Genomic DNA, 14,181 nt, shown 5'->3' with positions numbered 1-14,181 from the left:
GCTTAGGCCGGGATCGGGCTTGAGGCCGGACTGTTCTTCTGTAGGTTGATATATGCAACCGGGCCGGAGATGCTTCGACGCCCGCCGAGACGCGCACCAAGTTCAATCAGGCATCGTCATCCCCGCCCGGAGGTCCCTCCGCGGCGCATGCGGGAACGTGCCTCAGAAACGGGAAATGCAGATGGCCGGCACCCTCGCACTTGTCCTCGCCCCGACGAGCGATACGGGCCTTCCGCTCGATGGGCTCACCCGGCGCAACGGCGTCGATGTCGGCATCGTCGGCCTGAATCTCCTCGGTGGTCCGATCACGATCTTCGACGATCGCGACAACAGCGGCACCCCCGGGACCGGCGAGATCCTCGCGACCGTCCCGGCGGGACTCCTCGGCACCTCACTCTCGTCCGTGCGCCTCAACCTGTCGGAGGGCACGCACAACCTGCGTGCAACCCAGAGCGCGACCCTGCTCGGCATCACCACGACGACGACGTCGTTGGCGCTTCCCGTCCGCGTCGACACCACCGGACCGACCATCGTCTCGGTCAACCAGCTCGATACCCTCGATCCCCTGGGTCTTCTCGATCTCGTCGGTGTGCTGCGCTACGAGGTGACCTTCTCGGAGCCTGTGCTCGGCCTCACGGCCAACCTTTTCCAGGCGACGGGAACGCTGCCGGGCATCCACCTCGTCACCCTGCTGCCGACCCTGAGCCCCAACACTTACATCGTCAGCGTCGGCCTCGGCCTCGACGGCGTCAGCCTCGATCGGCGCGCCGGCACCCTGGGTCTCGCGCTCAATCCGTCGAATCTCTCGGGCGTGACGGACCTTGCCGGCAACGGCCTGCGCGGCGCCGATTTCGCTCTTCTCGCCCCGGTCAACATCGGTCCGGCGCGTGAGACTGCGACGGCCGACTTCAACGGCGACGGGCTCGGGGATGCGGCCTTCCTCGTCAACAACACCGTGGTGGTGACGCGGGGCACCGGCACCGGTTCGCTCGGTGCGACCCAGACGGTGACCATCGCGGCGGGGCAGAACACCATCGCGACGGGCGACATCACGGGCGATGGCCTCGCCGATATCGTCACCGCCGGCAATGGTACGGTTCAGATCCTGAAGCAGGGCACCGACGGCACCTTCACGGTCACCAGCCGCGCGACCGCGAACGCGGACGGCGCCTTGATCGCCGACGTCAACGGCGACGGCTACGCCGACCTCGTCGTGAAGGGTCTCGCGGGCGGCACCGCCACCGTGCTGACGAACAACGGCACCGGAACCTTCAGCGCCGGGACGGCACAATCCTTCGGGGGCCGCCCCGATGCCTTCGTGGCCGCCGACTTCAACGGAGACGGTCGCATCGATCTCGCGGCCCTGGCGGACAACGGCACCCAGATCGCGGTTCTCACCCAGGCGGCCAGCGGCGCTTTCGCACGCTCGACCCTGACCGTCGGCGCCAGCGCCGGCGGCCTTGCGGCCGGCGACCTCAATGGCGACGGCCGGGCCGAGATCGTCTCGTCCGGCACGGGCGGCACCCTCGAGATTCGCGGCAGCTCCGCCGCCGGGGCGATCCAGACGACCCTTCAGGCCGGGGCAGCCGCCACGGATATCCGCATCGGCGACACCAACGGCGACGGTCGCCAGGACATCCTCTACGCCGGAGCGGACGGCAATGTGCGGGTCGTCTACGGCGACGGCGCCGGCAACTTCTCCGCCCCGGTCATCCTCGAGACCCAGGCTGGCCTCGGCGCCCTAGCCCTCCTCGACATCAACGGCGACGGCCGCCAGGATCTCGCCCTGGCGAGCGGCACCACCGGCACCCTGCAGGTCGGCACCGGCATTCCGGTCGCGGGTGTGCTCGGCTCCGTCTACAACCTTGTCGCGCCGGGGCCCGTGCAGACGGTCACCGCCGTGCGGGTGGCAGGCGACAACGTGGTCAACATCGCGGAGGCCGCCGCCGGAACCGTCCCCGTCACCGGGACCCTCGCGGGGCCGCTCGGCGCGGGCGAGACCCTGGCCGTCCGTCTCGGCGGCACCGTGACGCCGCTCACGGGTGCCACGGTCGTGACGGCGAACGGCGTCACGACCTTCTCGGGCATCATTCCGGTCCTGCAGGCGTCCGGCGACGTCAGTGTCCTCGTCCAGCGGACCGACGGCGCCACCTCCGCCGCCCTGAGCCAGGCGGTCACCGTCGATCTCGTGAGGCCCACCCTCTTGAGCGTCACCTCACCGGACACCGCGGTGACCAAGGACACGGTGATCGATTTCACCCTGACCTTCTCCGAGGCCGTCACCGGCCTGACCGCGGCCAATCTCGGTCTCACCGGTACGGCCGTCACCACGACCCCCGGGGGCCTCGTTCCCACCGTCGTGACGGCGGATGGCGGGCGCACCTACACGGTCACGGTTCCGGCCGCCACCGCCGAAGGCACCCTCGGCCTCACCTTCAACCCCGCCGGGATCGTCGATGCCGCCGGCAACGCCCTGCCGGGCGTGTCCGCGCCCGTCGGCCCCATCCTCACCCTCGATCGCACCGCGCCGGTCCTGTCCGTCCAGCCCATCGCCGGGAACGGCGTCCTCTCCCAGGCCGAACTCGCGGCCGGCGTGGTTCTCGAAGGGACTGCGGCCGGTCTCGCCGCCGGCGCCACCGTGACGGTGACCATCACCAACGGCGCCGGCACCGCGGTTCTCACCACGACCGCAGCCGTGATCGACGGCGCTTTCGCCCTGCCGCTGGCGGCGGGGGCGGGCACGGCCCTGACGGACGGATCCTATGCCGTTTCCGTCAGCGCCACCGATGCCGCGGGCAACGTCGCCATCCCGGCGCTCGCCAATCTCACCATCGATCTCACCGCCGATGCCGGCACACCCTTCACCCTCGGCGTCAACGGGGGCCTGCCCGTCGGAGCCGGCGTGATCGCCGCCGTGCCGGTGGCGGTGAGCGGTCTCGATGCGGGCGCCATCGCCGCCGTCACCTTCACGGATGCGAACGCAAATACGGTCACCGCCACCCTGGGGTCGAACGGCAGCGCCCTGGTTAACCTCTCCGGCCTCGTTGGTCCGGTCACCTCGTCGATCGTGCTCACCGATCCGGTAGGCAACACCGCGCCCCTCACGGGCCCGGCCCTGACAATCGACCTCATCGCCCCCGTCGGCACGGCTGTCCTCGGCGCTCGGGCGGCCGCAACGGTCTCGTTCGACGTGACCTTCCCCGAGACCGTCACGGGGCTCGACACCACCGACTTCCAGGTCGTCGGGACCGGATCCATCGTCGGCACCGTCACCCAGGCAACAGCGAACGGAGCCGGCGGCTACACCATCGTGGTCGGCAACCTCTCGGGTGCCGGAACCCTCGGCCTCGCCCTGTCCGCCAACGCGAACATCGTGGACACCGCCGGCAACCTCGCGACACTTTTCCCAGTCGTCCCGGTGTCCCTCGATCTCGTGCCACCGCCGAGGCCCGTCATCACGGGTCTGGTGAGCGACGGTGGTGGGGTTCCGAACGGTTTCCTCACGGTGGACACCACCCCGACCCTGTCCGGCACCACGGAGGCGGGAAGCACCGTCACGGTGACCTACCAGGGGCCCGGCGGAGCGACCGGGATCCTCGCGGCCACCGTCGATGGGGCCGGTAACTGGACGGCCACGGTGCCGACCGCCCTCGCCAATGGCGGCTACGCCTTCACGGCGACGGCCCAGGATCTCGCGGGCAATGTCAGCCTTCCCACTGCGCCGAAGGTCGTCACCATCGACACGCCGACGGCTCTCCCCTTCACCCTCGCCATCGATTTCGACGGCAACATCATCAACCGAGCGGATGCGGCGGGCCTGTCCTATACCCTCGGCGGTCTGCCCCCCGGCGCCGTCCTGTCGGTGACCTTCACGGACGCGGACGGAACGCAAGCCGTGGTCCCGCTCGTCAACGGGGGCGGTACCCTCGATCTGTCGGCCCTCGACGGCCTCGTGACCTCGAGCCTCACCTATACGGTCCAGAACGGCATACCCGAAATTCTCGTCGGGCCGGGCGCGATCTTCGACACGGTGCTGCCGACCGTCCCGACGATCCAGGGCTTCGCCTCCGCCGGGCCCGTCGCGGTGACGGCGACGAACGATCAGACCCCGATCCTCGTCGGCACCGGCGAAGCCGGGTCCATCGTCACCGTGGTGGTCGGTGGACAAACCCTGACGGCGGAGGTCGACACCAGCGGCAACTGGCGCATCCCGGTGACCACGGCCCTCGGCGCCGGGACCGTGAGCCTGACCGCGACCGCACAGGACGCCGCCGGCAACGTCAGCGCCCCGTCCGTCGGCCTGCCCGTGACCATCGACCTCCTGGCCGACGGGGATGCGACACCCCTCAGCGTCACCCTGAATCTGCCGGCCGACCGCCTTCTCAATGCTTCGGAGGCCGCAGCCCTCGTCGGAACCGTCTCGGGCATCGATAGCGATGCCACCGCGACGCTCACCTTCACGGGGCAGGGCGGAACCGTGTCCGTCGTCCTCACCAATGGACCGCTCCCGCCCGTCGACCTGTCCGGCCTCGGCGGGACCGTGACGGCGAGCGTCTCCGTGGTCGACCTTGTCGGCAACCGTGCGACCCTGCCGCTCGACCCCATCACCATCGATGCCGTGGCTCCGGCGGCCATCATCGTGGCCGACCCGGCCGCCCCCGCCGGCGCCACGAGCCTCACCTACACGGTCACCTTCCCGGAGGCGGTGGCGAACCTCGACCGTACCGATTTCGTCCTCACGGGCTCCGGGACGGCGGCCGGTACGATCGTTTCCGCGACGGAGATCAACGGCACATATGTGGTCACGGTCGGCAATGTCACCGGGACAGGGTCCCTCGCCCTCGGGCTCGCGGGCTCGTCCAACATCGCGGATCTCGCCGGCAACGCCGCCATCGTGGCCCAGGCCGGTCTGCACCTCGTCAACGTCCCCGTGGTGGTCCAGCCGGGCGATCTGCCCGTCATCGCCGCCATCACGGCCGATTCCGGCGCGCCTGGTGATTTCATCACCAACGATGCGGACCCCGTCGTCAGCGGCACCGCTCTGGCCAACGGTACGATCACGCTGACCTATACGGATCAGGCCGGCGTGCCGGCCAGCGTGACCGTGCGGGCCAATGGCAGCGGCGACTGGTCGGTCCCGCTGCCGTCCCTCGGCGACGGCACCTATGCGCTGACGGCGACCCTCACGGACGCCTTCGGCAACGTGCTCGGCAGCTCCGCCAGCCGTCCCCTGGTGATCGATACCGTCGCCGATGCGGGCTTGCAGGTCAGCCTCGCCGTGTCCGCCACCGCCGATGGCGTGATCGACGCGACCGAGGCGACCATGGTCTCCTACACGGTGGCCGGCCTCGACGTCGGCAGCACGGCCATCGTCCGCTTCGCCCTCGGCGCATTGGTCAAGGACGTTCCGATCTCGGCCGACGGTACCTTCATGGTCGATCTGTCCGGCTTCGACGGAACGGTCGCCACCAGCCTGATCGTCACCGATCCGGCGGCGAACACCGCGACAATCGCGGGCAACGCCATCCGGGTCGAGACCACGCCGACGGCTCTGCCCATCATCACGGCCGTGGTCACCGACACCGGTACGCCCGGGGACGGGATCACCTACGACAACACGCCGGTCCTCACCGGCACGGCCGAGGCGAATGCCGCAGTCCTGGTCACCGTGAGCGGGCCGGGCGGTGTCCAGACGATTCCGACCATCGCCACTGGCGGCGTCTGGAGCGTCACGGTGCCGACCCTCGTCGACGGCGCCTACACGGTGACCGCGTCGGCCACGGGTCCCAGCGGCCTGCCGAGCGCCAGCACGGCGCCGTTCGCCCTCACCATCGACACGACCGCGGACGTGGTCCCCCTGGTGGCCGTGCAGTTCGCCTCCGGCGATACCCGCCTCGGCGCAAACGAGGCCGGTGCCGTGACCTTCGAACTCACGGGCCTCGACACCGGATCATCGGGAAGCATCCTGTTTACAGACGGCCGGACCACCGTCACGGTTCCGATCGCCGCCAACGGGACTTACACGGCCAATCTCTCGACCCTGTCCGGTTCCATCACGGCGGAGGTGGTTCTGGCCGATGTCGCCGACAATTCCACTAGGGCAAATCTCGCCCTGCCGGCGGGTCTGACCGTGGACGTGGTGGCTCCGCAGGGCACGGCCGTGGGCGATCCTTCCGGCGGCGTCACGGTGGCGAGCTTCACCTACGCGGTGACCTTCTCGGAGGCCGTCGCGAACGTCACGGCAGGTGATTTCGCCCTGTCCGGCCCCCCCGGTCTCACCGGCGAGATCACGTCGGTGACGGGCTCCGGTGCAAGCTACGTGGTCACGGTGGCGGGCATCCAGGGAACCGGGCTGCTGACCCTCGGCCTGGCATCCGACTCCGACATCGCCGATCTCGCCGGCAACCTCGCCACCCTGGTACCGGCCACCCGCCTCGTCACCGGCGTCGCTCCGGTCCAGCCGGTCATCACCGGCTACACCGTCGACACCGGCGTGCAGGGCGATGGCGTCACGTCCGACCAGGCTCCCACCCTGTCGGGTATTGGCTTGGCGAACGGGACCGTCACCATCACCGATACGGCGTCGCCCGGATCACCGTCCGTGCAGGCGACGGTCGCGGCGAACGGCACCTGGAGCGTCACGCTCCCGACCCAGTCGGACGGCGCCCACGCGTTCGTGGCGAGCCTCGCCGATGCGAACGGCGCCCCCATCGGGACGTCGGCGCCGCTTCCCCTGACCATCGACACCACCGCCGATGGTGGTGCCGTCGCGACCCTGTCCGTGGATCCCGGCGGAGATCAGAGGATCGATGCCGCCGAGGCCGGAACCGTGGCCTTCACCGTGGCGGGCCTCGACCCGGACGCCATGGGAACGGTGACGTTCCGCGACGTCACCCATGGTCTGACGGTCATGGATGTCCGCAACGGGACCTACACCGTGGACCTGTCGAGCTTCGCCGGTCCGGTTTCCTCCGTCCTGGCCATTCAGGACGCCGCCGGGAACTCGATCACCCGTGACGGCACCGCGGTGGTCGTCGACGCGGTCGCTCCGATCGGGACCGCCATTCCGTCCACGCCGACGGACACCGGCGCCACCGGGTTCACCTACACGGTGACCTTCCCGGAAACGGTCCTCGACGTGACCCTGGACGACTTCGTCCTCGCGAGCACCGGGACCGCGGCGGGGCGGATCGTCTCCGTCAGCGGCACCGGCGGCACCTATGTGGTGTCGGTGCTGGACGTGACCGGCACCGGTACCCTGTCGCTCGGCCTCGCCGGCACTTCGGACATCGCGGACGGGTTCGGCAACGGCGCCACCCTGTCGGCGACGTCGCGATCGGTGGCGATCGGCGCCACCCCGCCACCGGCGCCGACCTTCATCACCGGCTATGACGTGGATAGCGGCATCCCCGGCGACGGCATCACGCGCGACACCACCCCGATCCTCTCGGGGACCGCCGCGCCGGGTGGCACCGTCACGGTCGTCTACGTCGAGGCCGGCGTGCCGAAATCCGTGACCGGTCCGGTGGACGGCACCGGTCAATGGACCCTCGCGATCCCAACCCTGACCGATGGCAGCTACAGCTTCACGGCGTCGGCGGTCACGGCCGCGAACGTTCCCTCCGGAACGTCCGTGCCCCTGGCTCTGACCATCGACACCATCGCGGATGCGGTGCCGGCCGTGTCGCTCAGCGTGAACGGCCCAGCGGGCGGTAGCCTGACCCCGGCCCAGGCGGCGGCCGTAGGATTCACGGTCGCGGGCCTCGACGCCGGCTCCTCCGCCCTGGTCACCTTCACCGACGGGTCGAATACGGTGCGGGTCAACGCCGGGGCGGACGGCACCTATCAAGCCGACCTGTCGGGACTGACCGGAACCGTCACCTCCACCTTCGCGGTCTCCGATACCGCCGGCAACACCGCATCGGGCAGCGGCAACGGCCTCGTCATCGGTCAGACCGGCACAAACCCCCAGAACCCCAACCCGCAGAATCCGAATCCTCAAGACCCCAATCCCCAAGATCCGACGACTCCCCCGATCGTGCCTCCCGGCACGGGCACGGAGCCCGGTCAGAACGCTCCGCCCTCCGTCGTCGCCCCGGTGGTCGTCGGCCTCCAGCCCGACACGGGTGTTCCCGGCGACGGCATCACCAGCGATCCGACGCCGACCGTGACGGGAACCGGTACGCCCGGTGCCCTGGTCACGGTGACCTACACCGACGGGACCGGCCCCCGCACCGTCACGGTGCCGGTCGGTGCCGACGGCAGCTTCACGGCGCCGCTGCCGAATCTGGCCGATGGGAACTACAGCGTGGTCGCCGCAGGGCGTGACGCGGCGGGCAATGTACTGCAGGCCGGCCAGCCCTTCACCGTCGTCGTCGACACGGTGGCGGATACCGGCCCGGCCGTCGCCCTCAGCATCGAGCCGACTGCGGACGGGGTGATCAACGCCCGAGAGGCTATCGACACGGCCTACACCGTGTCCGGCCTCGATGCCGGAGCGGTCGCCCTGGTGACGTTCACGGACGGGACGCACGCGCTCACCACCCGGGTCACCGCCGATGGACGCTACGCCGTCGACCTGACGGGCCTGAATGGGCCGGTGACGAGCGCCATGCTCGCCACCGACGCCGCTGGGAACGAAGCCCGGGCCACCGGCAACGCCGTGACCCTCGACACCGTCGGCCCCGCCGCTCCGGTGGTCACGGGCTTCACCGAGGATACGGGACTCGTCGGCAACGGCGTCACCGCCGATACGACGCCGACGCTTCTCGGCGCCGCCGAGCCCGGCAGCACCGTGTTCATCGCCTATGAGACGCAGGGCGGACCCCGGACGGCCACGGTGGTCGCGGGAACCGACGGTCTCTGGAGCGTCGAACTGCCGCCGTTGCCGGAGGGAACCTACGCCTTCACGGCCAGCGCGACGGATGCGGCGGGCAACCGCGGTCCGGCCTCGATCCCCTACGGCCTCACCATCGATCCGCGCGACGCCGGACCGGTGGGAAGCGGTGGCGGGAATGCGACGGACGGCGGCAACCTCGCGCCCACACCGGTTTCGGATGGGATCGCGACCGCGACCCACGCGGCTGCGGTGATCGGCAACGTGCTCGCCAACGATACCGACCCCAACGCGGGTGACAGCCTGCACGTCACCGCCGTGCGGTTTGCCAGCGGCATCACCGTGGCGGTCCCGGCGGACGGTACGACCACGATCCTCGGCGAGCACGGGACGCTGCACATGGCGGCCGATGGCAGCTACAGCTACCAAGCCATCGGTTCGAGCAACCTCGGTGCCGGCGGGCAGTACACCGAAGTCTTCACCTACACGGTCTCGGATGCGAAAGGCTTGTCCACTTCGGCGGGGCTTTCCGTCTCCCTTGGCAGCGCGGTTCCGCCACAGAATCTCGCGTTCGGCTTCGCCTTCAGCGAGGCGCGGGTCGACCTGAAGGGAGAAACCCTGGTTCTCACGGCCCCCGACGGGACCCAGCACGACCTGAATGGAATCGGGACCTTGACCTTCACCGACGGGTCGATCCGGCAGAACGATGGGCACGGAGTGGTGGACGACGTCTGGTACCTGTCGCACAACCTCGATGTCTGGGCGGCGAAGATGGACGCCGACACCCATTACGCCACGTATGGCTGGCAGGAGGGGCGAGACCCCAACGCCTACTTCTCGACCCTCGAATACCTCGGCACCAACGCGGATGTCGCGGCCGCCGGCCTGAACCCCCTCGAACACTACGTTACGTACGGCGAGCGGGAAGGGCGCAGCCCCAGCGCGCATTTCTCGGCGGATGCCTACCTCTCCCTCAACCCGGATGTGGCGGCGCACGGTGACAACGCCCTGGAGCATTACTTCCAGTACGGGCGCGGCGAGGGCCGGAACGTTCAGGAGGGGGAGAACGACCGCGGCCATACCGGGGCCTTCGATCCAGGATTCTACCTCACACAGAACCCCGACGTTGCCGCAGCGGCGGCCGCGGCTGCGCCCCTGACCGTCACCCCGTCGGACTACGCCTTCCGGCATTACCTGAACTACGGCGCCGACGAGGGGCGCGCTCCGAACGCCCTGTTCGACCCGGGCGCCTATCTCACCGCCTACACGGACGTGGCGGAGGCGGGCCTCAATCCCCTCCTTCACTACGAGGAGTTCGGCTGGCGCGAGGGGCGCAACCCCGGCCCGGCTTTCGACACCAACGCCTATCTCGAAAACAACCCTGACGTGGTGGCCGCCAATATCGATCCGCTCCAACATTTCCTCGATTACGGGATGAAGGAGGGACGTTTGCCGGGTTGATCGGAGAATCATCCCCAACGGCTCGGTGATAGGTCCATCGCCGAGCCGCTGCCGGGTGCCATTCGAACCATCGCTGTCGATCAGTCTTCAAGGCAGCGAATCCAAAGCAGGTAAATGGATAAAATGCTCAATGCGAGCACGATAAGCAAAAATATCGCTTAAACTGCAATAATTAACGGCCGTATTAACTATCCTATGGCTTTGACGGGCACATGTTGTTCCACCAGACGTTGAGATGGGGACGCGTATTCAAGGGTTCTAACTTCATAAATCGAAACATGCGATCTGGAGTTTGCTGATGTCGTATTCGATTTTTGTCAGACGAATCGATCCTGCCCAATGTTGCATGCCGGAGGTTCTGGCCTGTGAAATCGAGAGTGAGGGAGAAGCCTCTCGGATCGTGCGGCACCTCGCGACCTCGTTCGGAGAATTCGGCCTCGACACGTGCCGGAGCGTCTACTGGTTTCGCAACACCGGTGGCCTGCACGAGATCTGGTCTGCCGCTTCGGCTTGAGGCCAAACGGCGACCAGAGCGAAGAAATACGCGAGCTTTCGAGGGGGTTCGATAGTCTCGCAACGAACCTCCGGAAGTCATCGCATCTTGACGGGTCAGGGCCTCGATCTTCGCGCCAGGACGCATCCGATCTCCAGCAGGAGCATGTCGACCATGAGGGCCAAGTGGGTGTCACCGCTCCGCCGGATCGCCGCATGGGCGCGCATGCAATGGTCGGCGGCCTGATGAAGCGGGTCGGTGTCGGCCTCGACATCGGGCGGCGCCAGGGCCCGGTGGGCGTCCGTTGTGTCGATGTAGGTTCCATGTCCACGCATCACACCGGTCGCGTCGCGGTGGAGATGCCCGCGGTTCAGGATCCACCGGATTTCACCGGATGCGGTCAGGACACGAAACTCGGCCGCAACGGGGCCGCCGATCTCACGCACATGGCGGACCCATGCGAACACCCACTCGCGGTCGTCGGGGTGGATGCGCGCGAACGCGACATCGAGGGGGATCGGCTTGCCCGCGATATCGGGATTCCCCGCAAGCAAGGCGGCGGCCCCCTCGTCCAGCAGGGAGAGGCCCGCGGCGACATCGGTGTTCCAAGTTCCGACGATGCCCGCAGCCTCGGGGGCGAAAACGTTCGTCATCGCTGATAACATCCGTCCCTCGCTGTTCTAGATCAAACCGTCTTTCCAAATCTGTTTCGACGGACCCTCGAATACCGGGCACCGCAATACGCTGGGCACGATTGTTGCGGTGTTCGGTCTCGCCCATGCGTCGATCGGACGCCGTTCTGTAGCAGTCGGATCGGTGCACCACGTTGAAATACCAACCGTGGATGTCGGCCAATCATCGAAGTCTCGCCCATGACCCTGACCTCAGAAATGCGTGTTCTTAGGCATCGGCACCGGTTGGGATATCCGCCGATGAGATCTGCAATGAACCCATGATGTGCGGAAAATTTTCCAATCCGATTTATACTCAGCAATTGCAACGCGCCAGAGCGTCGCTTGGTACCAAAAAGTCTACCAACTCTCTAATGTACAAAATCGTACATGAATACGATTTGGATAAACTTGATTGTTTCTCCGAAGCTTGGCGATTATTTTATCGAATCGACCTGCCTCATAGCACTCGGCGATGCCGAGCCACTTGTAACGTTCGAGATAGCCGACCTCTCGAAAGCATTGAATCATAGCATCGCGAAATCTACGCAAGGGCTTGACAGCACGATGCACCAATCGGAGGTTCCGTCGTCAATAAGCCAGAGAAAAATCAAATGATCGTACCGTCAGAATAACGGTAAACGATTGTAGACGCAGGTCGCCCACGCCGAATTGATTAGCGAAAATATATAAACGGGCCTGCCGCGTCGTCGAACACAGGGCCTCGGCCCGGGTGGCCCCCGCGTTACCCGGCCTCGCCGGGCTGGTGGACAGGCATCTGCGACCCTTCGTGGCCCTTGCGCCATGCCCGCTCGGGGATAGCCCCCGTGCCTGGTGCGGCGGGGCCGGCTGCGCTAGGAGCCCCCCGGGACAAACCGTGTCCCCCCGTGCCGGCGGCGCACCAGTTGCCTGCGCCACCGGCTTCCGTGCCTGACCATCTGCGGGAGGGCCTGTTCCGCCCTTCACTCTCTTAACGCCTGACCGGGTTTCCGATGCTGAAGGCCTTTTTCGCCTATTACCGGCCGCACCGGACCCTTTTCCTCGTGGATTTCGGCTGCGCCGTCCTGTCCGGCCTGTTCGAGCTCGGCTTCCCCATGGCGGTGAAAGCTTTCGTCGACGTGCTGCTGCCGCGCCAGGACTGGCAACTCATCCTGCTCGCTGCCCTCGGCCTGGGGCTGGTCTACCTGGCCAATGCCGGCCTGATGGTGGTGGTGACCTACTGGGGCCACGTGCTCGGCATCAACATCGAGACCGAGATGCGGGCCCGCGCCTTCGACCACCTGCAGAAGCTCTCGTTCCGGTTCTACGACAACCAGAAGACCGGCCACCTCGTCGCCCGCGTGACCAAGGACCTGGAAGAGATCGGCGAGGTCGCCCATCACGGCCCCGAGGACCTGTTCATCGCGGTGATGACGCTCTTTGGCGCCTTCGCCCTGATGCTGTTCGTGCACCCGCCGCTCGCCCTGATGACGGCCGCGATCCTGCCCGTGATCGCCTTCGTGACGCTGCGCTACGGCGGACGCATGACCCGGAACTGGCAGGCGCAGTACGGCCGCGTCGGCGCCTTCAATGCCCGCATCGAGGAGAATGTCGGCGGCATGCGCGTGGTCCAGGCCTTCGCCAACGAGCCGCACGAGCGGCGTCTCTTCGCCTCCGACAACGCGCGCTACCGGTCCACCAAGCTCGAAGCCTACCGGATCATGGCCGCCAGCCTGTCGATCAACTACCTCGGCATGCGCCTCGTCCAGATCGTGGTGCTGCTCGGCGGTGCCGCCTACGTGGTGCGGGGCGAACTCACCCCCGGCGGCTTCGTCGGCTTTCTCCTGCTGGTCGGGGTGTTCTACCGGCCCCTCGAGAAGATCGGCGCCGTGGTCGAGACCTACCCCAAGGGGATCGCGGGGTTCCGGCGCTACGCCGCGCTCCTCGCCACCGCGCCCGACATCGTCGACCGCCCGGGCGCCGTCGCGGCGCCGCCCTTGCGCGGCGACATCCGCTTCGAGGGCGTCCGGTTCGGTTACGCGGAGGACCGTCCGGTCCTGTCCGGCCTCGACCTCGCCATCCGGGCGGGCGAGACCGTGGCGTTCGTCGGCCCCTCGGGCGCGGGCAAGACCACCCTGTGTTCCCTGATCCCGCGCTTCTACGAGGTCGACGCCGGGCGGATCACCATCGACGGCTTCGACATCCGCGACGTGACCCTCGCCTCCCTGCGCCGCCAGATCGGCATCGTGCAGCAGGACGTGTTCCTGTTCGCCGGTTCGATCCGCGAGAACATCGCCTACGGCCGCCTCGATGCCGACGATGCGGCTATCCGCGCGGCCGCGAGCCGGGCTCGCCTCGACGGGCTACTCGCCGGCCTGCCCGAGGGGCTCGATACCCTTATCGGCGAACGGGGGGTCAAGCTTTCCGGCGGCCAGAAGCAGCGCCTCGCCATCGCCCGCGTGTTCTTGAAGAACCCGCCGATCCTCATCCTGGACGAGGCGACTTCGGCCCTCGACACCGAGACCGAGCAGGAGATCCAGCGCTCGCTCACGGACCTCGCCCGGGGGCGAACCACCCTGGTCATCGCGCACCGCCTCGCCACCATCCGGCAGGCCGATCGCATCGTCGTCGTGGGAGAGGTCGGCATCGTCGAGCAGGGGCCGCACGAGACCCTTCTGGAGGCCGGTGGCGCCTACGGGAAGCTCTACGCGGCGCAGTTCGCGCAGGGTCGGCGGTAGACC

At 67.9% G+C, this 14,181-nt stretch carries 3 protein-coding genes; 2 read left to right on the top strand and 1 reads right to left on the bottom strand.

The features are described 5' to 3' along the window. The first annotated feature begins 181 nt into the window (after nucleotides 1–181). Nucleotides 182–10,297 carry an Ig-like domain-containing protein gene (locus ASF25_RS08670; RefSeq protein ID WP_162239255.1) on the top strand — a complete coding sequence of 3,372 codons (10,116 nt, stop codon included), beginning with the start codon at nucleotides 182–184 and terminating at the stop codon, nucleotides 10,295–10,297. Between the two features lie 609 nt (nucleotides 10,298–10,906). On the opposite strand, the gene ASF25_RS08665 is transcribed toward ASF25_RS08670, so the two are convergent. Further along, nucleotides 10,907–11,443 (bottom strand): PAS domain-containing protein, encoded by a 537-nt coding sequence (locus ASF25_RS08665; protein ID WP_244472953.1) that lies wholly within the window; start codon nucleotides 11,441–11,443, stop codon nucleotides 10,907–10,909. A 1,010-nt stretch (nucleotides 11,444–12,453) separates the two neighbouring features. Between ASF25_RS08665 and ASF25_RS08660 the strand changes: the two genes are divergently transcribed. After that, nucleotides 12,454–14,178 carry an ABC transporter ATP-binding protein gene (locus ASF25_RS08660; RefSeq protein WP_056304358.1) on the top strand — a complete coding sequence of 575 codons (1,725 nt, stop codon included), beginning with the start codon at nucleotides 12,454–12,456 and terminating at the stop codon, nucleotides 14,176–14,178. Nucleotides 14,179–14,181 lie beyond the last annotated feature (3 nt).

It is taken from the genome of Methylobacterium sp. Leaf100 (genome assembly GCF_001422845.1).
Lineage (GTDB): Bacteria > Pseudomonadota > Alphaproteobacteria > Rhizobiales > Beijerinckiaceae > Methylobacterium.
Note: the sequence above shows the minus strand (reverse complement) of the source record. Positions and strands in the feature narration are given on the sequence as shown.